General features: G+C 64.9%; 20 protein-coding genes. 12 read left to right on the top strand and 8 right to left on the bottom strand.

Annotated elements, in window-relative coordinates:
* Positions 1 to 9: 9 nt before the first annotated feature.
* The 3 genes from AC3WOG_RS11735 to AC3WOG_RS11725 all read left to right on the top strand — a co-directional run bounded on the left by AC3WOG_RS11735 (position 10) and on the right by AC3WOG_RS11725 (position 3,010).
* Entirely contained in the window at positions 10 to 1,062 is a 1,053-nt protein-coding gene (locus AC3WOG_RS11735) for an ATP-grasp domain-containing protein (protein ID WP_492578161.1), read from the top strand.
* Positions 1,020 to 2,243 (top strand): hydantoinase/oxoprolinase family protein, encoded by a 1,224-nt coding sequence (locus tag AC3WOG_RS11730; RefSeq protein ID WP_492578160.1) that lies wholly within the window; start codon positions 1,020 to 1,022, stop codon positions 2,241 to 2,243. Before AC3WOG_RS11735 ends, AC3WOG_RS11730 begins: the two co-directional genes overlap by 43 nt.
* 176 nt (positions 2,244 to 2,419) lie before the next feature.
* Positions 2,420 to 3,010, top strand: a complete 591-nt coding sequence (locus AC3WOG_RS11725) for an amino acid kinase family protein (protein WP_492578159.1) — start codon at positions 2,420 to 2,422, stop codon at positions 3,008 to 3,010.
* Between the two features lie 46 nt (positions 3,011 to 3,056).
* Here AC3WOG_RS11725 and AC3WOG_RS11720 read toward each other — a convergent pair whose 3' ends face one another.
* The 3 genes from AC3WOG_RS11720 to pqqA all read right to left on the bottom strand — a co-directional run bounded on the left by AC3WOG_RS11720 (position 3,057) and on the right by pqqA (position 4,601).
* Positions 3,057 to 3,800 carry a (5-formylfuran-3-yl)methyl phosphate synthase gene (locus AC3WOG_RS11720; protein WP_492578158.1) on the bottom strand — a complete coding sequence of 248 codons (744 nt, stop codon included), beginning with the start codon at positions 3,798 to 3,800 and terminating at the stop codon, positions 3,057 to 3,059.
* 27 nt (positions 3,801 to 3,827) lie between these two features.
* Positions 3,828 to 4,427, bottom strand: a complete 600-nt coding sequence (locus AC3WOG_RS11715; RefSeq protein WP_492578157.1) for a DUF447 domain-containing protein — start codon at positions 4,425 to 4,427, stop codon at positions 3,828 to 3,830.
* 99 nt (positions 4,428 to 4,526) lie between these two features.
* Positions 4,527 to 4,601 (bottom strand): pyrroloquinoline quinone precursor peptide PqqA, encoded by a 75-nt coding sequence (gene pqqA, locus AC3WOG_RS11710; protein WP_075161304.1) that lies wholly within the window; start codon positions 4,599 to 4,601, stop codon positions 4,527 to 4,529.
* Positions 4,602 to 5,084: 483 nt separating this feature from the next.
* On the opposite strand from pqqA, the gene AC3WOG_RS11705 reads away from it, so the two are divergent.
* The 8 genes from AC3WOG_RS11705 (at position 5,085) to rpe (ending at position 14,184) form a co-directional block, all read left to right on the top strand.
* Positions 5,085 to 6,593 carry a form I ribulose bisphosphate carboxylase large subunit gene (locus AC3WOG_RS11705; RefSeq protein ID WP_492578156.1) on the top strand — a complete coding sequence of 503 codons (1,509 nt, stop codon included), beginning with the start codon at positions 5,085 to 5,087 and terminating at the stop codon, positions 6,591 to 6,593.
* 108 nt (positions 6,594 to 6,701) lie between these two features.
* Positions 6,702 to 7,130 carry a ribulose bisphosphate carboxylase small subunit gene (locus AC3WOG_RS11700; protein ID WP_492578155.1) on the top strand — a complete coding sequence of 143 codons (429 nt, stop codon included), beginning with the start codon at positions 6,702 to 6,704 and terminating at the stop codon, positions 7,128 to 7,130.
* Between the two features lie 42 nt (positions 7,131 to 7,172).
* The gene (gene cbbX, locus AC3WOG_RS11695) at positions 7,173 to 8,204 is read left to right on the top strand and encodes a CbbX protein (protein ID WP_492578154.1); all 1,032 of its coding nucleotides are present in this window, start codon (positions 7,173 to 7,175) and stop codon (positions 8,202 to 8,204) included.
* Between the two features lie 27 nt (positions 8,205 to 8,231).
* Positions 8,232 to 9,335: a class 1 fructose-bisphosphatase gene (locus AC3WOG_RS11690; protein WP_492578153.1), complete on the top strand. Its 1,104-nt coding sequence runs from the start codon at positions 8,232 to 8,234 to the stop codon at positions 9,333 to 9,335.
* Between the two features lie 56 nt (positions 9,336 to 9,391).
* Positions 9,392 to 10,264, top strand: coding sequence for a phosphoribulokinase (locus AC3WOG_RS11685; RefSeq protein WP_492578152.1), 873 nt, complete (start codon positions 9,392 to 9,394; stop codon positions 10,262 to 10,264).
* Positions 10,265 to 10,318: 54 nt separating this feature from the next.
* Positions 10,319 to 12,367, top strand: coding sequence for a transketolase (tkt, locus tag AC3WOG_RS11680; protein ID WP_492578151.1), 2,049 nt, complete (start codon positions 10,319 to 10,321; stop codon positions 12,365 to 12,367).
* Positions 12,368 to 12,398: 31 nt separating this feature from the next.
* The gene (gene fba, locus AC3WOG_RS11675; protein WP_492578150.1) at positions 12,399 to 13,436 is read left to right on the top strand and encodes a class II fructose-bisphosphate aldolase; all 1,038 of its coding nucleotides are present in this window, start codon (positions 12,399 to 12,401) and stop codon (positions 13,434 to 13,436) included.
* A 37-nt stretch (positions 13,437 to 13,473) separates the two neighbouring features.
* Positions 13,474 to 14,184 (top strand): ribulose-phosphate 3-epimerase, encoded by a 711-nt coding sequence (rpe, locus tag AC3WOG_RS11670; RefSeq protein ID WP_492578149.1) that lies wholly within the window; start codon positions 13,474 to 13,476, stop codon positions 14,182 to 14,184.
* A gap of 14 nt (positions 14,185 to 14,198) precedes the next feature.
* On the opposite strand, the gene AC3WOG_RS11665 is transcribed toward rpe, so the two are convergent.
* The 3 genes from AC3WOG_RS11665 to AC3WOG_RS11655 are packed head-to-tail and all read right to left on the bottom strand — an operon-like array spanning position 14,199 to position 18,213.
* Positions 14,199 to 15,581 (bottom strand): DUF6513 domain-containing protein, encoded by a 1,383-nt coding sequence (locus AC3WOG_RS11665; RefSeq protein WP_492578148.1) that lies wholly within the window; start codon positions 15,579 to 15,581, stop codon positions 14,199 to 14,201.
* A complete protein-coding gene (locus tag AC3WOG_RS11660) occupies positions 15,560 to 16,156 on the bottom strand; it encodes a flavoprotein (RefSeq protein ID WP_492578147.1) in 597 nt (198 codons plus the stop codon). The genes AC3WOG_RS11665 and AC3WOG_RS11660 overlap by 22 nt, the downstream gene beginning before the upstream one ends.
* Positions 16,153 to 18,213, bottom strand: a complete 2,061-nt coding sequence (locus AC3WOG_RS11655; RefSeq protein ID WP_492578146.1) for a sigma-54-dependent Fis family transcriptional regulator — start codon at positions 18,211 to 18,213, stop codon at positions 16,153 to 16,155. Before AC3WOG_RS11655 ends, AC3WOG_RS11660 begins: the two co-directional genes overlap by 4 nt.
* Positions 18,214 to 18,624: 411 nt before the next feature.
* Between AC3WOG_RS11655 and AC3WOG_RS11650 the strand changes: the two genes are divergently transcribed.
* Complete coding sequence (locus AC3WOG_RS11650) at positions 18,625 to 19,161, top strand: dihydroneopterin aldolase (protein WP_492578145.1); 537 nt, start codon at positions 18,625 to 18,627, stop codon at positions 19,159 to 19,161.
* Between the two features lie 59 nt (positions 19,162 to 19,220).
* Here the strand turns inward: AC3WOG_RS11650 and AC3WOG_RS11645 are convergent, their stop codons facing one another.
* Positions 19,221 to 19,628: a hypothetical protein gene (locus AC3WOG_RS11645; RefSeq protein WP_492578144.1), complete on the bottom strand. Its 408-nt coding sequence runs from the start codon at positions 19,626 to 19,628 to the stop codon at positions 19,221 to 19,223.
* An 83-nt stretch (positions 19,629 to 19,711) separates the two neighbouring features.
* Positions 19,712 to 20,221, bottom strand: coding sequence for a formaldehyde-activating enzyme (gene fae, locus AC3WOG_RS11640; RefSeq protein ID WP_492578143.1), 510 nt, complete (start codon positions 20,219 to 20,221; stop codon positions 19,712 to 19,714).
* Positions 20,222 to 20,246: the final 25 nt, after the last annotated feature.

The raw sequence follows: 20,246 nt of genomic DNA, 5'->3' as shown, positions 1-20,246 counted from the left end.
CGCGTTCCTTTGACCAAGATCTTTGTCTACGAGTATCTCACTGGCGGCGGCATCGATCCGGCGCTGGCCGGCGCGGGCAGTCTGGCCGACCTGAGCGCGCTGATCGTCGAAGGCCGGCTGATGCGCGACGCGCTGGTCGCGGATTTGCGTGAACTCGACGGTATTCACGTGACGTTCGCGAGTTCCCGCTTCGAGACGATCGACCCGGCGCTGGCCCATTGTATGGCCGCGCCGGGCGAATCGATGACGGCTTTTGTCGCACGGGCGGCGCGCGAACACGACTACGCGTGGATCATCGCGCCGGAATGCGACGGTTTGCTGCTGCACCTGTACGACGCGGTCGGCGCGGCTCGCTGGCTCGGCTGCGCGAAAGAGGCGATTCGCGTGGCATCGAGCAAGAGCGCCACCGCGGCGTGCCTTGTGGCGCACGGCATCGCCACGACCCCCGCCCTCGAACCCGGGCATCCGGACGACCGCTGGGGCACCCGCCGTTGGGTCGTGAAACCGGACGATGGTGCGGGCGGTCTCGACACTTTCGTTTTCGACCGCTTCACCGATGCCTGTGCCGAATACGACGCGCGCGCTGCCGCGGCGCGCAATCCGGTGCTGCAGGAGTGGATCGACGGCGAGCCGCTCAGCCTCTCGCTCGTCTGTCATGGCGACCGTGTCGAACTCGTCAGCATCAACCGGCAACAGATCGGTTTGCGCGGCCGCGAAGCACCGGGGCGGCAACCGGAGATCGTCGAATTCGACGGCGTGACGGTCAATCAGATCGATCTGCCCGGCGACCGGGGCCGCATGCTCGGCGCGCTTGCGCAGCGGGTGGCCATGGCGATGCCGGGCTTGCGCGGTTTCGTCGGGATCGATGTGGTGTGGCATCCGGTGCGCGGGCCGGTCGTGATCGAGGTCAATCCGCGTCTCACCGTCGCGTATGCGGGGTTGTCCGCGGCACTTGGCGGCAATCTCGCGCATGCGTTGCTGGCCGCGCATGGGGTGCGTGTTGAACGACCCCCGGCGGCATGCTCATACGAGCCGCAGCCCGTGTGTGGGGTGCAGCCGTGAGCGCGGCGCAGGTCAGCCGTCAGGCAACCCATGCGGCCGCGGGTGACGCTGCGGTTTTCGGCTGGGACGTCGGCGGCGCGCATGTGAAGGTGTCGATGGCCGATGCCGGCGGCACCGTGCTCGATGTCGCGCAATGGGCGTGTCCGCTCTGGCAGGGACTCGAACATCTGGAGCGGACGATCGACCTCGTATTCGAGCGCTGGCCGGCCGCGAAGACACCCGCCGCGCAGCACGCGGTGACGATGACAGGCGAGATGGTCGACCTGTTCGCGGACCGCGCGGAAGGCGTGCGGGCGATCGCCGGCACGCTCGCGCAGCGGCTCGGGCCGCAGGTGCGTTCGCGGTTGCGTTCGCGGTTGCGTTCGCAGTTGCGTTCGCAGTTGCGTTTCTACGCAGGCGACGCCGGCTGGCTCACGTCGCAGGCATGCGCGGCTAACTGGCGCCACGTCGCCTCGGCGAACTGGCTCGCCACCGCGCGCTGGGTCGCCACCCGCACAGCCGACGCGTTGCTCATCGATATCGGCAGCACGACCACCGACATCATCCCGATCGAAGGCGGACGCGCCGTCGCGCGCGCCACGACCGATGCCGGGCGGCTCGCCACCGGCGAGCTGGTGTACCAGGGCGTCGTGCGCACGCCGTTGTGCGGTATTGCGCAGCGCATCGAATTCGCCGGCGCGGCGGTCAACGTCATGAACGAATGGTTTGCGACGACAGCCGACGTCTATCGGCTGACCGGTGAACTGGAGCCGCAATACGATCTGTATCCGAGCGCCGACCAGGGGCCGAAGACGCAAGCCGCGAGCCGTGCGCGGCTCGCGCGCATGATCGGCCGGGATGCCTGCGAAGCGAACGCTGCCGAATGGCGCGGGTTCGCGCAGCGCTGGCGCGATCTTCAGTTGCGCGAGATCGGCGTCAATCTGGCACGGGTGACGGCGGCGCATCCGGGCCTGGCCTCCGCGCCGCTGGTGGGCGCGGGGTGCGGGCGATTCCTCGCGGCGGCGCTGGCGCGCGAGGAGGCGCGCGGCTACATCGATTTCGGCGCGCTGGCGGGGGTGCCGGATTTCTGTTCGGAATGGGCCGCAACTTGCGCGCCGAGTGTGGCGGTCGCGCTGCTCGCGGCGGCTCAGGATCAGGACGCTGGCAATGACAGGCGTAACGCGGTGTCGCGCGCGGCTTGATGCGCGCTGCGCGGTTGCGCCCAAGGCAGAAAGACGCGGTCGGGCATGATAGAGCAGGCAAACGGGCAGGCAAGCGGGCAGGCAAGCGGGCACGCAAGCGGGCACGCAAGCGGGTACACAAACGGGCACGCAAACGGGCACGCAAACGCAGTTAATCGGAAACGAGGACAACGGTCATGTGGGTGGTCAAGATCGGGGGCAGCCTGAGTCACGAGCCGATGCTGCGCCACTGGCTCACCGAGCTATGCGAAGTGGGGGGCGGGCGCGTCGTCATCGTGCCGGGCGGCGGCGATTTCGCCGACAAGGTGCGGCAATACCAGAGCGAGTGGCGTTTTGACGATCTCGCGGCGCACAACATGTGTCTGCTCGCCATGACGCAGTACGCGATCCTGATGCAAGGTGTGCTGCCCGAACTCGTGCTCGCGTCGAGCGAGGCGAAGATTCGCCGGGCGCTGCGCGACGGCCATGTCGCCGTCTGGGTGCCGACCGCGCTGATGCGCGATACGCCCGATGCGATGAGCAACTGGGACACGACCTCCGACAGCCTCGCCGCGTGGCTATCGACGATGCTCAACGCCGAGCGGCTGATCGTGGTGAAATCGTGCCCCATCGCCGAGGACGAGCGGCTCGAAACGCTGGCGGCGACGGGTGTCGTCGACCGCCGTTTCGTCGACTACGTGAACGACGCCAATTATGTCGTCGAGTTGTTCAACAAGGACAATGTCGCGTTGATGCGCGACCGGCTGCTGAACATGCCGGTCATCTAGCGTTTCTTCGCATGGCCGGCGAAACGCCGGTCACGCACAGGAAAGTTTATAGACGTGCGGCGCCTGAGGTCATTGAGTCCGATGCGGCGCCGGTCTGGCCGATATCGCTGCTTGCACGATGCAGCGCGCTGGCCCATTGCGCGACGCGTTGCGGATCGAGCCGCGAGCGGCGTCCATCGACACACAACGCGGTGCGAAAGCCCGCGACATCCGGCGCGAGCGCCCGGATCTGCGCGAGCTGCGCCCAACCGAGCGAACCGGCGATGCCGCTCATGGCGCCATGCTCACGGGTGAGCCGCAGCCATTGCGCGAGCGTGTCGCTATCCACGTGGTCGAACAGCGTGCTGCCGTCCTTGCCGGCGGTGTCGAACATCACGCCTGCAAAACCGAGGGTGGCGGCATAGGCGACCAGTTCGCCGTCCATGCCGCCGTCGCACAGCAGCACGGGCACCACCGCGGCCGGCAGATTGGCCAGCTGTTCGAGACAACGCCGCGCAGCCGGTCCGGGCGTCACGCCGACTTTCACGTAATCGATGCCCGCGTCGCTCACCTCGATGACGCGTGCGGCGATCTCGTCGAGTGCGTCCGACGGCACGTCGCCGATCGTCGCGCTGATCGGTTTGACAGGGTAGCGGGCGCGCAACTGCCGCGCGATATTCGTCATGTCACCGATCGACAAGCCGCCGAGCGCACCGGCATTCGGCTCTTTCAGGTCGATCAGTTCGGCGCCGGCCTGGGCGGCGTCGAACGCCTCGTCGTCCGAGCGGACGCTCGCGAGCAATGCAGTCATCGATGTTCTCCGAAAAGACTAAAAAGGCTAGTGGGACATACGTTCGGCGGACGGACCGCCGGAAGATTCGAGGCTCGCGCGGTGCCGCGCGATCGCCGAGGTCAGCCAGCCCCAGGCGGTGCGCTCGGCATCGCCCGCGGTTTTGTCGATGGCGATCTGCAGGTAGGCCATCTCGCGGTCGACCTTGTCGGCCGGCAGCATGAAGAGCCGGCTCACGAGAATCGCGCCTTCCACCACCGCCGCCTGGGCGCGGTTGAAACCGGCGAACGGCGCATGATTTTCGCGGTGCACGCATTTCATGCGCAGCACCGGGCGCTCCTTGTCGTCGCGCAACGCGTCGAGTTCGAGTTCGGCGTGCGCGAGCGACCCGGCGAGCCTGACACTCGCAACCTGGCTGGCGGCGACAGTGGGCCAATCGGACGCGCAGTGCGTGACGCAGCCCGCAAAGATACGGACGTCCGTGGTGAAGTTCAGAACCGCCGCGCGCGACGCGACGATGTTGTCCAGCGTCACCGAAGGACGAAACGGGGAGAGGATGACAAAGTCGCCCTCGTAACGAGCCCCCATCGGCGCTATATGGGGGCGGCCATCGCACGCTGCCGTGGTGACGATCGTTTCGTGGATCATGGATGGGAGCGTGTGTTCTGGCAGCGCCGAAGGGCCGGCCGATCTGGCCAGTCAATAACACGATCCGCACAAGGGCCGCGTCTTGCGGCCCGTGCGGGCTTAACGCGTCGCGATATACATCGTGACTTCAAAACCAAAACGCATATCGGTGTAACTCGGAGTCGTCCATTGCATAGGTGCTTCCTCCATGTGGTTGAAACAGCGTTGCGCCGTCGGCCCGGCGTCATGCCGGGGTTCATTGGCGTACGTCATCATGCAAGCTCCATGCCGAGGACCGGGTTGCAACGCGTGTGCGGCATGCCGTCGCGCAGCAATGCAGCGTCCGCCTAATTGCACCGCAGCAGCCGCGCTGCGAGCGGCGCTATGTCAAGCCTCGCGCAGTGTCCCGATACCGCAGCAAAGTGTTCCCAAAGTGTTCCATTACGGTCTGAAGGTTTTTGTCCTCCTGTCACACGCTCCTTGCCATCGTCGCGCAAGACATCGTTCGGCGCTGATCGTGCATGGCCTGAAAACGCGCCTCGCAATATGCGATCGATAACGGATCGGTTAAGTCTGCCAAATAAAATCGTGAATTCCCAATGATCGCCTCCTTGCCTACAGTGCAACTCAAGCGCTTCGTTCTTCCGGCAGCGCGCTTGCCACAATCGAGGATACGTCATGAACGATTTCAGTCAACCGGTGATCGCGCCAGCACGTGATTCGCACAACCCGGGCAGTCCGCGCACGCCGCGCGAGCGGTACGCGGCTGGCGTCATGAAATACCGCGAGATGGGTTACTGGCAGCCGGATTACACGCCGAAAGATACCGACGTCATCGCGCTCTTTCGCATCACGCCGCAACCCGGCGTCGATCCCGAAGAAGCGGCGGCGGCCGTGGCCGGCGAATCGTCGACCGCGACGTGGACGGTGGTGTGGACCGACCGCCTGAGCGCGTGCGACATGTATCGCGCGAAGGCTTACCGCGTCGAGCCGGTGCCGGCCTCGCGCGACGATGAGCCGCAGTACTTCGCGTATATCGCCTATGAGCTCGATCTGTTCGAAGAGGGCTCGGTCGCCAATCTGACGGCGTCGATCATCGGCAACGTATTCGGCTTCAAGCCGCTCAAGGCGTTGCGTCTCGAAGACATGCGCATACCCGTTGCCTATCTGAAGACCTTCCAGGGGCCGCCGACCGGCATCGTCGTCGAGCGCGAGCGGCTCGACAAATATGGGCGCCCGTTGCTCGGCGCGACGGTCAAGCCGAAGCTCGGTTTGTCGGGTAAGAACTATGGGCGGGTCGTGTACGAAGGGCTCCGGGGCGGACTGGATTTTCTGAAGGACGACGAGAACATCAACTCGCAGGCCTTCATGCACTGGCGCGACCGCTTCCTGTTTTCGATGGAGGCGGTGAATCGCGCGCAGGCGGAAACGGGGGAGGTCAAGGGTCACTACCTGAACGTGACGGCCGGCACCATGGAGGACATGTATGAGCGGGCCGAATTCGCGAAGGAGCTGGGTTCATGCATTGTGATGATCGACCTTGTGATCGGCTGGACCGCGATTCAATCGATGTCGCGCTGGGCGCGCAGGAACGACATGATTCTGCATCTGCATCGCGCGGGACACAGCACTTACACACGGCAGCGTAATCACGGCATTTCGTTCCGGGTGATCGCCAAGTGGTTGCGCATGGCGGGCGTCGATCATGCGCACGCTGGCACGGCGGTCGGCAAACTCGAAGGCGATCCATTGTCGGTGCAGGGTTATTACAACGTGTGCCGTGACGCACATAACGAAGTCGACCTGTCGCGCGGCGTCTTCTTCGATCAGCCGTGGGCCGGCTTGCGCAAGGTGATGCCGGTGGCCTCGGGGGGCATTCACGCGGGACAGATGCATCAGCTGCTGGATCTCTTCGGCGACGACGCAATCCTGCAGTTCGGCGGCGGCACGATCGGCCATCCGGCCGGGATTCAGGCGGGTGCGGTGGCGAACCGCGTCGCGCTCGAAGCGATCGTGAAGGCGCGCAACGAGGGCCGCGACATCGTTCATGAAGGACCGGAACTCCTCGAAGCCGCGGCGCGCTGGTGTACGCCGCTCAAGCAGGCGCTCGATACGTGGCGGGATGTGACCTTCAACTACGCATCGACCGATACGCCCGACTTTGCCGCGACGCCGACGGCGGCGTGACAGGCGGCATTTGCCGAATATTCAGGTGGGCCCGATAGCAGTGCCGCCGCACTGCGCTGGAAACTGTTGGCGCCGTTCGGATCGTCACATCAATCAACGAGGTTCGTCATGCGCATTACACAAGGAACGTTTTCCTTCTTGCCGGAGTTGACCGACGAGGAGATCGGCTTGCAGATCGACTACGCGCTGCGCCAGGGCTGGGCCTGTTCGGTCGAGTTCACGGACGACCCGCATCCGCGCAACACCTATTGGGAGATGTGGGGCTTGCCGATGTTCGATCTGCACGATGCGGCCGGTGTGCTGCAGGAAGTGACGGCATGCCGCGCGGCGCGGCCGCAGTACTACATCAAGGTCAATGCCTTCGATTCGGTACGCGGTTTCGAGACCATGCGCCTGTCGTTCATCGTCAACCGGCCGGATGACGAGCCGGGCTTCCGTCTCACGCGGCAGGACGCGCAGGGGCGGGTACAGCGCTACGGCCTGTCGAGCTATGCGGGCGACCGGCCGGCGGGTGAGCGGTACGGCCCGGCACGCTAATTGATACGAGGGACGTTCCACGAACCGCGACAAGGAGGGGCCATGACCGACGCTGCCGCAGTGGACACAAACGTGGACACCAATGCGCTGCCCATCGCGCGAGCCGGTGTGCCGGGCTTGCGTCATGAAGCGCCGCATGTCGATCTTGCCGCGCTGTATCGCGACTCCGGCATCGGCGACGTGCTCGCGGAACTTGACCGCGATCTGGTCGGGTTAGCACCGGTAAAGACCCGCATTCGCGAGGTCGCGGCTCATCTGCTGGTCGAGCGCGCGCGCGATGCGCTCGGTCTCGCGGGCGGCGCGCCGACCTTGCATATGTGCTTCTCCGGCAATCCCGGCACCGGCAAAACCACCGTTGCGCTGCGCATGGCCGAAGTGCTGCACCGGCTCGGCTACATTCGCCGCAACCATCTGGTGTCGGTGACGCGCGACGACCTGGTCGGGCAGTACATCGGCCATACCGCGCCGAAAACGCGCGACGTGTTGAAGCGCGCGATGGGCGGCGTGCTGTTCATCGACGAAGCGTATTACCTGTACCGCCCGGAAAATGAGCGCGACTACGGGCAGGAAGCGATCGAAATCCTGTTGCAGACGATGGAGAACCAGCGCGGCGATCTGGTGGTGATTCTGGCCGGTTACGCAGCGCGCATGGAAGTCTTCTTCGAGAGCAATCCGGGTTTTCGTTCGCGGATTGCCCATCACATCACATTTCCCGACTACGACGAAGCGGCGCTGCTCGACATCGCCGAGCGGATGCTCGCGACGCTGCACTACCGCTTCGACGCCGACTCGCGGCGCGCTTTCGCAGACTATCTCGCGCTACGCATCCGTCAGCCGAATTTCGCCAACGCCCGCTCCGTGCGCAATGCGCTCGATCGCGCGCGGCTGCGCCAGGCCAACCGCCTGTTCGCTACCGCGATGCATGGCGGCGCGCCGATCGATGCCGCCGCGCTCACGTTGATTGCCGCCGCCGACGTTCGTGCAAGCCGCGTGTTCGACGAGCGACTCGTCGCGACGGATGCAGCGTCTGCGTCCCCCCATGCACCGCGCGCCATCCAGGCGCCGCCAGGCTGAACTACAACAATCCTTCAGGAGAGCGCCATGCAAGACGGACGTACGACCCTTTCGAAGTTCCTGATCGACACGCTCGACCGCCAGCCGTCTTCTGTCGGCACGGCGGGGACAGCAGGGCTCCCGGCGCTGCTGATCGACGTGGCCGCCGCGATCAAGTCGATCTCGGCGATGCTCACCAAAGGCGCGCTCGGCGGCAACTACGGCTCGGCGCAGAGCATCAACACGCACGGCGAGGAACAGAAGAAGCTCGATGTCGCGACCAACGAGATCTTCGTGCAGCAGTGCGAGTGGGACGGGTTGCTCGCCGCGATGGCGTCCGAGGAGATGGAGACCGTTTACCCGATTCCGCCGGGCTATCCGCGCGGCGACTATCTGCTTGCATTCGATCCGCTCGACGGCTCGTCGAACATCGACGTCAACGGCGTGGTGGGTTCGATTTTCTCGGTGCTGCGCAATAACGGCGATTCACAGGAGCCGGTCGGCGAGGCCGCGTTCCTGCGGCCGGGCTGCGAGCAGCTCGCGGCGGGCTACGCGGTCTACGGTCCATCGACGATGCTCGTACTGTCGGTCGGCAACGGCACGCATGGCTTTACGCTCGAACGCGACATCGGCAATTTCGTGCTCACGCATTCGAATATCCGCATTCCGGAAGACACCGTCGAATTTGCGATCAACGCGTCGAACGAGCGTTTCTGGGAGCCGCCGGTGCGCCGCTATGTGCAGGAGTGCAAGGACGGCCGCAGCGGCTGCCGAGCAAGCGACTTCAACATGCGCTGGATAGCGTCGATGGTCGCCGAGGTGCATCGCATCCTGATGCGCGGCGGTGTGTTCATGTATCCGCGCGACTCGAAGACGCCGGCCATGGAGGGGCGTTTGCGCCTGCTGTACGAAGCGAATCCGATGAGCTTTCTGATCGAACAGGCAGGCGGCCTCTCGATCACCGGCCGCGAGCGAATTCTCGATGTATGTCCGCGCACGCTGCATGGGCGCGTGCCGGTGATTCTCGGCTCGAAGCACGAGGTGGAGCGCATCGGCCGCTATCACGGCGAATACGACCGCGGCGAGGACAAGCCCTTCACGTCGCCGCTCTTTAGCCGGCGTTCGCTGTTCCTGCCTGACTTCACGGCGTAGCAGCAGGGCAGCCCAAACAGAAGCCGAGCGGAACATCACTATCCGGAGACAAGCGCATGTCAATCAAACACCCGATCATCGCGGTGACCGGTTCGAGCGGCGCCGGCACCACGACCGTCATGAAAAGCTTCACCCATATCTTCAGACGCGAAAAGATCAACGCACAGATCGTCGAAGGTGACGCATTTCATCGTTACGACCGCAACGGGATGCGTGAGGCGATGAAGCAGCACGAGCGCGATGGCGCACCGAACTTCAGCCATTTCGGACCGGAGGCGAATCTCCTTGAAGAACTCGAGGCACTGTTCGCCACTTATGGCGAAAACGGCACCGGGCAGTTGCGCCACTATGTTCACGACGAGGCCGAAACGCGGCTCTACAAGCAGGATGCCGGGACCTTCATGCCGTGGGAGGACGTCGTACCCGGCACCGATTTGATGTTCTACGAGGGACTGCACGGCGCGGCGGTCACCGACAGGATCGACATCGCCCGGCACGCGGATCTGTTGATCGGTGTCGTGCCGATCATCAACCTCGAGTGGATTCAGAAGCTGCATCGCGACCAGACGATGCGCGGCTATTCGCACGAAGCGGTGGTCGACACGATTCTGCGGCGCATGCCTGACTACGTGAATTACATCTGCCCGCAGTTCTCGCGCACCCATGTGAACTTCCAGCGCGTACCGACCGTGGATACGTCGAATCCGTTCATCGCCCGCGAGATTCCCCAGCCGGACGAGAGCTTCGTCGTGATCCGCTTCGCGCGGCCGAAGGGGATCGACTTCCAGTATCTGCTGACGATGCTGCACGACTCGTTCATGTCGCGCCCGAATGTGATCGTGGTGCCTGGCGGCAAGATGGGTCTCGCGATGCAGCTGATTTTCACGCCGATGATTCTTCAGCTGATCGACCGGCGGGCGCGGGCCTGAGCGAGAGGCTACAGGCGGAACAGGTTTTGTTCATCTCGAACAGGGAGAGCTTCAATGAGTGCCGTCGCAGAATCTGTTGCCACACCCGCGACACGGCTGATGGCCGACGCGCTGCGCATGCTCGCGATCGATGCGGTCGAAGCAGCGAAGTCCGGTCATCCGGGTATGCCGCTCGGGATGGCCGAGATTGCCGTCGCGCTGTGGGACCGGCATCTGAAACACAATCCGCGCAATCCGGCGTGGCCTGACCGCGACCGCTTCGTGCTGTCGAACGGGCACGGCTCCATGCTGTTGTACGGGTTGCTGCATCTGAGCGGCTACGACCTGCCGATCGACGAGCTGAAGCGCTTTCGCCAGTTGCATAGCAAGACGCCGGGGCACCCTGAGGTGGGCGTCACACCGGGCGTTGAAACGACCACTGGCCCGCTCGGACAGGGTCTCGCGAACGCAGTCGGCATGGCGCTTGCCGAGGCGCTGCTCGCGCGTGAGTTCAATCGGCCGGGCCACGCGATCGTCGATCACCGCACCTACGTGTTCGCGGGTGACGGCTGCCTGATGGAAGGCATCTCGCACGAGGCCGCGTCGCTCGCGGGCACGCTGAAGCTCGACAAGCTGACGGTGCTTTACGACGACAACGGCATTTCGATCGACGGCCACGTCGCGCAGTGGTTCAGCGACGACACGCCGGCGCGCTTTGCCGCGTATGGCTGGCACGTGGTGCGCGAAGTGGACGGACACGACGTCGACGCAGTCGATCGCGCGTTGAGAGGCGCTCGCGCGGCGGGCCGGCCGACCCTGATCTGCTGCCGGACGGTGATCGGCAACGGTTCTCCGTCGAAGGCCGGCACGCACGATGTGCACGGCGCGCCGCTCGGCGCGGACGAGGTCGCGGCAACGCGCCGCGCGCTCGGCTGGCCGCATCCGCCATTCGCCGTGCCGGGCGAGGTCCGTACGCGCTGGGACGCAAGCGAGCGTGGCGTGGCCGCCGAAGCCGACTGGACCAGCCGCTTCGAAGCCTATCGCAAGCACTATCCGCGCGATGCCGTCGAGTTCGAACGCAGAATGCAAGGCAGGCTGCCCATGGATTGGCGCGATGCGGTCCGCGCGATGGTGCGCGACGCGGACTGCGCGGCCGAATCGATTGCGACTCGCAAGGCCTCGCAGCAAGCGATCGGCGTGCTTGCGCGCACCTTGCCGGAGTTGCTGGGCGGCTCCGCTGATCTGACGGGTTCGAATCTCACGAACTGGAAGACCGCGGTCGACGTCCACGCCGACGATGCCGGCCTGCAAGGCGGCAACTATCTGCACTACGGTGTACGCGAGTTCGGCATGAGTGCGTTGATGAACGGGATCGCGCTGCATCGCGGCCACATTCCGTTCGGCGGCACGTTCCTGACGTTCTCCGACTACTCGCGCAACGCATTGCGCATGGCCGCGCTGATGAAGACCCGTTCGATCTTCGTGTTCACGCACGATTCGATCGGGCTGGGCGAAGACGGGCCGACACACCAGGCCGTCGAACATGCCGCGAGCCTCAGATTGATTCCCGGGCTCGACGTCTGGCGTCCGTGCGACACGGTTGAGACCGCGCAGGCGTGGGCGTATGCCGTTGAACGGGATGGACCGTCGTGCCTGTTGCTGAGCCGGCAGAATCTGCCGTTCGCCACCCGCGCCAGCGAACAGATCGACGCGATCGAGCAGGGCGGTTATGTGCTGCGCGACTGGTCAACCGGGTCGGCACCGGCAGCAGCGCGCGTCGTGCTGATCGCAACCGGCTCGGAACTCGCGCTTGCGCTCGATGCCGTGGCGCCGCTTGCCGAAGCCGGCATCGCCGCGCGCGTCGTCTCGATGCCGTCGACCAGCGTGTTCGACCGGCAGCCGCGCGCGTGGCGCGATGCGGTCTTGCCGCCGGGCGTGCCGCGTGTCGCGGTCGAAGCCGGTGTGAGCGCGTTCTGGCGGCAATACGTCGGGCTCGACGGCGCTGTGGTCGGCATCGATTCATTCGGCGAATCCGCACCCGCAGCGGCGCTGTTCGCGCATTTCAATCTGAGCGCGCAGGCGGTAGCGGACGAAGCCCGCCGCATCGTGCACGGCGCGCCGTGACCTGTTTCGATTCGATCTCGAGGAGTGTGCAATGGCCTTCATCGCACTGCGGCAACTATTGGACCACGCGGCCGAGCACGGCTACGGCGTGCCCGCGTTCAACGTCAACAACATGGAACAGATCCACGCGATCATGCAGGCCGCCGAGGCGACCGCGAGCCCGGTGATCCTGCAGGCGTCGGCGGGCGCGCGCAAATATGCGGGCGAACCCTATCTGCGGCATCTCGTGCTCGCCGCGCTCGAAGCACACCCGGACATCCCGCTCGTCCTGCACCAGGATCACGGCGCAAGCCCCGCGGTCTGCCAGCAAGCGATCCGTTCGGGTTTTACATCGGTGATGATGGACGGCTCGTTACTGCCGGACCAGAAGACGCCCGCCGCCTACGGGTACAACGTCGAGGTGAGCCGCCGGGTCGTCGAAGCCGCGCATGCAGTGGGCGTTTCGGTCGAAGGCGAGCTCGGTTGTCTCGGTTCGCTCGAGACCGGTACGGCGGGCGAGGAGGACGGCGTCGGCGCGCAAGGCAAGCTCTCGCGCGACGCTCTGCTCACCGATCCGCACGAGGCGCACAGCTTCGTCGAAGCCACCGGCGTCGATGCGCTCGCGATTGCGATCGGTACATCGCATGGTGCGTACAAGTTCAGCCGCCAGCCGACCGGCGATATTCTGGCGATCGACCGGATCGTCGACATTCATGAGCGGATTCCGAACACGCACCTCGTCATGCACGGCTCGTCATCGGTGCCGCAGGAATGGCTCGCGGTGATCCGCGAATATGGCGGCGAGATCCCCACGACCTACGGCGTGCCGGTCGAAGAAATCCGGCGCGGCATCGCCCACGGTGTGCGCAAGGTGAATATCGACACCGACATCCGGCTCGCGATGAGCGGGGCGATGCGCAAGTCGATGGCGAATGCGCGTTCGGAGTTCGATCCGCGTGCTGCATTGAAGGCTGCGACGGCGGCGGCGCGCGCCGTGTGTGTCGAGCGCTTCGAGGCATTCGGTTGCGCGGGGCAGGCACCGCGCATCAAACCGCTTCCGCTCGAGGCGATGGCGTGCCGCTACCACTGACCCACTGACCCACTGACCCGATCACGAGGAGACGGCCATGCGCGATTTCCTGATTGCTCCTTCGCTGCTGTCGGCGGACTTCGCTCGCCTCGCCGACGAGATTCGCGACGTGACGGCGGCGGGCGCGGACTGGATTCATCTGGATGTGATGGACCACCACTACGTGCCGAATCTCACGGTCGGACCGCTCGTGTGCGCGGCGATCCGGCCGCACACATCCGTGCCGATCGACGTGCATCTGATGACGATGCCCGTCGACCCGCTTGTCGTCAGCTTTGCCGAAGCGGGCGCGAATACGATCAGCTTTCATCCGGAGGCGTCGCTGCATGTGCACCGGACCATTGAACTCGTCAGGGCCAACGGCGCGCGCGCAGGACTGGCGCTCAATCCGGCCACGCCGCTCGCGGTGCTCGATCATGTGATGGAAATGCTCGACGTCGTGCTCGTGATGTCGGTCAATCCGGGTTTCGGCGGCCAGGCGTTCATTCCGGAAACGCTGGACAAACTGCGGACCTTGCGCCAGCGGGTCGACGCGACGATGCAACGTACCGGACGGCCGCTCCTCATCGAGGTCGATGGCGGCGTGAAGGCGTCGAACATCGCGGAGATCGCAGCGACGGGGGCCGACGTGTTCGTCGCCGGTTCGGCCGTGTTCGGTGCCGGCGACTACGTGCAGGCAATCGGCCGGATGCGCGACGAACTGGAACGCGTGAACGTCGACGCCAGCGCGTTGGCTGTGGCGCGCTGAAGCGGGCATGCGCGTCAGCGTTTCTTCATCGTCTCGCCGGGCGCGTGCCACGCCATGAGATCCTGTTCGGGCCGGTCGGCCGCGCAACCCCAGTCGAGCGGCTGGTCCTGATCGAAACGCTTGCCCAGGCGCCATGCAATCTCCGCGCGGGCGAGCTGGACGCCCATATAGAACGCGTGGCCGCCGTCGGCTTCGAGACCCAGTTGCGGAAAGAGCGCGAACGGGTCGTCCGCACGCCGATGTCCGTCGCGGTTGTAAACATGAATGCCGTCGGCGCCGATCTGGACGCGGAAATTCGGATCGCGCACGTCGCGGGCAAAATCGTCGATTTCCGCGGCGCTGTACGGAAACGGGCGTTTGGCGTGGACTGTGGCGAGATCGCTATTGATGCCTTTCGGCAGCACTTGCGCTTCACGTGCGGCGTGCATCACGCGGCGCGCGACATCGGCTTCACGCACGGCTCGCCGCGCATGCAGGCTCACCGACGTCGTGAGCACCGCGCTCACATGAAGCTCCGCTGCCATACCCAGCAGCACCGCGTTGATCCCGCTGGTATCTGCTTCGGTCAACTCGGTCACGTTGCCGATGCCCATCATGATGGCGATGTCCGGGTAACGTTCGCGCAACCGGACATAACGCGCAATCGATGCGGCGAGCCCGAACGGGATCGGATCGAGAATCGGGTCGGCGAGAAACGCGCGGCCGCGTGCGGACAGCAGGTCGATCGCCGTGTCGAGCGAGTCTGGATCGCGCGGTTCGCGCGCGACGAGGATGGGTGTCGACGGCACCTCGTCCGCAATCCAGAGCGTATCGAGGTTCAGGCTCATCAGGTAGTCAGCGCCCGCGCGGCCGCCGCGCAGCAACTCCTCGGTACGCATCGAGTCGACGCTCACACGGTAGCCTTCGGCCTTCAACAGACGAACCGCGTCTTCGAGATGCGGAAACGGCGTTTCGGGCAGGCAACCGATGTCGATCACGTCGGCGCCGTGATCCGCATACGCGCGCGCACGCGCGGCGATTCCGTCCAGATCGAGCCGCGGCGCATCGACGATCTCGGCGAAAATTTCGGTCTCGTAGCGCGTCAGATCGAACGGCTGGGCCTCGCGTCCGAAGAACTGCGGCAGATCCTTGACCTCTTCAGGGCCACGTTCGAACGGCACGCCGTAGTGCTCGCTCAACGCGTCGAGATCGCCACGACAGCGCCCGGGCACGATCACCCGCTGCGCGGCGAGCGGGGCGGGCACCCGGCGGTGGATCATGTCGGCGGTCATCAGCGCGGCAACCTGCAGGCCGATTTCACGGATCTCCCAACTGAACGGCGTCGGCGCCATGCTTTGGAGTACGCGCAGGAGACTCTTTTCGGCGAGCCGGCCAGTCAGGAAGACGATGTGGTCCATGCGAGATCGAGAGTCGACAAGCGTTCACCGAGCGCCGCTTTCAGTTCATCCAGCGAGCGGACGAGCGTCGTATATTCGAAGCGCGACAGGCGCTCAACGTTGTCGAGTTCGATCGCCCGTGGACGCAACTCGACCCATTCGTTCGGGCTTTGCGTGACCACGGTCGGTTCCGTGTCGCATGCAAAGACAATGCCTGGGATGCATTGCTTGCCGGCCTGCGCGAACATGTTGGTCGGCAGCGTATCGGAGATGCCGAACGCGCATTTGGCGACGGTGTTGCTGGTGGCGGGCGCGATCACGACCGTGTGATAGATGCCGTGGTAGAGCATGCCGACCGGCACGCCGCTCGCGCTGTTATCGCGAAACACGCGGAAGTGCTTGCGCAGCTTCGGCAGTGGCCAGCCGTAGAGCGGCAACACTTCCTGAGCGGCCGCCGAGAGGAAGAGGTCCGCGCGCGGCAACGCCAGCGCCAGCGCGATGGATTCTTCGATCAGGTGGCCGGAGCCGGTCATGCACCACGCAAAGCGCGCGTCGGGCTTGAAGTCGGCGAGATCGCGTGCGGGCGCCTGGGTCATGCGTCGGAAGCAGGCGATCCGTCGAGCAGTGCTCCGTCGGGCGGCACTCCGTCATGCGACAGCCGGATGTGCAGCCGGCGCATCTTCCGGTACAGCGTGTTGCGGCTGATACCGAGCGCCTTGGCGACATTGCTGACGTTCCAGCGGTGCTCGTCGAGCAGAGATAGTACGGTTTCGCGTTCTTTCAACTGGATCGCGTTGAGCGCGGAGAGGTCCGCATGATCGGCCGGATGCGGTTCGTGATCCGCCGCCGCGAGTCGCGCCGCGGCCGGCATATCCGCTTCCGGCGTGCCTTGTGTGATTTCGGCGGGCAGGTCCTCGCAGCGGATCGGCTGGCCGTCACAGAGCGCGATGGCCATTTGCAACACGTGCCGCAGTTGGCGGATGTTGCCAGGCCATGCATAGGTCAGCAGCGCGTGCTCGGCTTCCGGCGTCAGCTCGGGCGGATCGTCGTCGGTTTCGCTTTCGAGCAGATGATGGATCAGCGCGAGTTTGTCGACCCGCTCGCTGAGCGGCGGCAGATTCAGTTCGACGCCCTTGAGCCGGTAATACAGGTCCTCGCGGAACTGGCCGCCGTGCACGAGTTCGAGCAGATTGCGGTGGCTCGCGCTGATCAACTGAAAATTGACCTTGACGGTCGTTTCGGCGCCGAGCGGCGTGACCTCGTGTTCTTCGATGACACGCAAGAGCCGTGCTTGCAACGCCAGCGGCATGTCGCCGATTTCATCCAGAAAGAGCGTTCCGCCATTGGCCTGCACGATCTTGCCGCGCCGTCCTTCGCGTTGCGCGCCGGTGAACGCGCCTGCACGATAGCCGAATAGTTCGCTTTCGATCAGGTTCTCCGGCAGCGACGCGCAATTCACCGGCACGAACGGGCCGGCGGCGTGCGGGCTGATGCTATGCAGCGCCTGCGCGAAGACTTCTTTACCTGTGCCCGTTTGGCCCCTGAGCACGACCGGAATCTTGCGCTGAATCACGCGCGCGGCCAGCTGGATTTGCGAGGCCATGCGCGGGTCGCCGAATTCCAGATGTGCGATCTCGTCGAGCCGGGCCGGCGGCGGCCGCTTTTCAGGCGCGCTGCCGCGCGCGACGGGGCTGGCCACGGCCACTCGTGTGCCGCGCCCCGCGCTGTTCTGCGGAGTCTGCGCGACGAGAAAGAAACGGTTGGTCGCGTTCGCGCTATAGACGGTGACCGGATGGAACGACCCGCGTATGCTGCGCGCGATCATGTCTTCGAGCGATGCGTTGAAGGCCTCTTCGATGCGCCGGCCGCGCAGTTCGCCCAGCGTGCGGAAGCCGAGCTGGAACAGGGCGCTGCGGTTCGCGGCGAGCACCGTGCTGTCGTCCGCGACCGCGAGCTTGCCGCCGTGCAGCGTGCCGACGAATTCCGGGCGGCTATGGAAATGGATCATGTTCGCATGCCGGTAACGCGAGTCCAGCAAGCGGTTCTCGATCATCTGCCGCGACATCCCGACAAGCACGAGCGAGTGCTGCTGCAACAGCTTCGAGCGGCTCGTGACATCCAGCACGCCGGCAATCTCGCCGCTATCGTCGAAGATCGGCGCGGCCGAGCAGGTGAGGGACGTATAGCGCGGATAGAAATGCTCATGCTGGCACACGGCAATGCAGTCGCGTTCGGCCAGACACGTGCCCATGCCGTTCGTCCCCGCCTCGCGTTCGCTCCACAAGGCGCCGACGCGAAAGCCGTCCGACGCGACCGCTTCGGCAAAGGGCACCGACGAAACCTGATGGACGATCGCGCCGCCCGCGTCGACGAGGACAACCGCGAGTTCGGGATCGGCCAGCTGCTGGTAAAGCGTGGTCATCTCCAGCCTGGAGCACGCGATCAGATCGCCCATGGCCTCGCGGCGCGCGCTGAGTTCGTAGTCCGTGAGGACGGGTGGCGTGACAAAGCGTGAAGGGTCCAGCTGAAACTCGTTCATGCAGCGCGCCCACGATTGAGCGACGGATTCGCTCGTCGGACGCGTGGCCAATTGATGATTGACGACGTTCAGAACTTCTCGGACGTGCAGATTGCTGTCAGCGAGCAACGACATGAGGTTTGTCTCCGTTGCGTCAATTCGGGGGCGCTGCGTGTGCGCTACCACGCGTGCCGCGAGTGCCGCTTTATCGATACTGTCCTCCCCTGGCGCTGCGGGTTCTGGCGTCCGCATGCGCAACGAGCAACCGACCCCGCTATCGGGCGATGGCTTAGAACTCTACGCCCGATGGCGTTCCTGTTCAATAAGAAGTCGCATTGCAGCTACTTGGCGCGCCCGATTTTTGCTTTTATCCGTGCAGGGCATTGCTGAAACCCTTTTCTGAAGCCGAACGCGAAAAGATTGTTGCAGGTTCGGCGCAGACTGCTTCGCTTCCTGTTCGAACTGTCCTGCCATCCTGTCCCGTTACACCCGCATGACATCTGCGTGACGCCTAAAACCATTTGCCGCGCTGCGGCGGAGCACACCATGGACCGTATCGATACCGTTCGCCTTGCCCGTTTCTCCGCTGCCTGCGCCGATGCCGGCGTATCAGGCGCAACCGCGCGGTTCGACGCGCCCTGCGCCGGCGCATTGTCTGAGCGGATGGACATTGTGTTCATCGAGAACTTCGTCGGCCAGACGATCATCGGCATCGACAGCAGCGAACAACATGTCGTGCAGCCGGTGCGCATGAACCTCGCAATCGGCGTGCCGTCGATTCGTGCCTGCACGACCGATCGCATCGAAGATACGATCAATTATGCGGCGGTGCGCAGCGCGCTGCATGCGCTCCTCGCGTCGCATGGCGTACGCCTGCTCGAAGCGCTTGCCGAGGCGGTCGCGCGATTGCTGATTGCCGACTTCGGCGCTTACTGGGTACGCGTATCGCTCGCCAAGCCCGCGAAGTTCGACGACGTAACAGCCGTCGGCGTGCAGCTCGAGCGGCAGCGCAGCGACATAACCCGGGCGGCCGCCGGGCCTGTCGGTTACGCGGCGCTCGGGGCAGGGCTGATTCCGAACTGAGCCCATTGCTGCACGGCGCGGGCGTAAGCGCGTCGCCGTTGCAGGCGCCGCGCGCTGCGTCACTTCGAGGACGCGGTCTTCTCAGGACCCAACCCGCAACGTCGGTATGCATCGGCCTGCAGCGTACGGAATTTCTTCGTCTGCGCTTTCGCCTGGTCGACACGAAACTCCGAACCGCCTTCGCCGCCCAGTGTCGCGTACTTCGAGAATGTCGACTGATCGACGAACTCGTCGTACGGCAGCGCCGTGGCCATCCTGTCGATCACGCACGAACATTTATAAACGTTCACGAAGTCGTGGCCGTTGTCGTCCATGCAACCCAGCACATATTCGACGCGACCCTGCGTCGGGTAGTTATAGCCTCCAGCCGGGGCCGATGCCTTTGGCGCATCGCCGTCCGCCCAGGCGAGCGGTCCCGCGAGCGCGATGCAGGCACAGGCCGCCAGCGCACGACATCGTATGGTCATCTCATGCCTCTATGAGCGCGTTCGCGGTCTTGCGAAGGCCCGCGCTGCGGGCCCTCGTCGTATGCGCGCGAATCCGCGCATTATCAGTTAGGCGCAAACGGATGCGCGACGCTGCTCTTTTTCGCCACCACCTCCGCTGCGCTCGGTTCGCCATTGACGGCGCGCTTGAGCGCCTCGCGCGTCGCCTGGTAGTTGAACTGCTGGATCTTCTTGTCGTCCTCCGCCTGCCAGTGAATGAAGACGCCGACGCACAGGAACAGATCGTCTGCCTCGTCCTTCGGGATCGTGCCGTCTTCGACGCTGTCCGCGACAGCGAGCGCAACGGCATGCTGAGCGGGGCCGAACATCTGCACGGCCTGCCTGGCGCCCTTAATCGTCACCTTGTTGAACAGGATCGTGTTCGGTTTGGTGAGCAGGTTCGGCGCGACGACGGCGAGCAGCGATGTGAAGCCATCCTTATTGTTGGTCAGCGCGTTGCAGAACGCGGTTTCTGCAGCCGAACCTCGCGGTCCGATCAGCAAGTCGATATGGGCGACCTCGTTGCCGTCGCCGATGAGCGACTCTCCTATCAGGACGCGATTGATCTTGGCCATTCTGTTCCTCCGATGAGTGGGGTAG

Source organism: Paraburkholderia sp. FW306-02-B, assembly GCF_058782725.1.
This window is presented reverse-complemented; position numbering and strand designations above follow the sequence as displayed.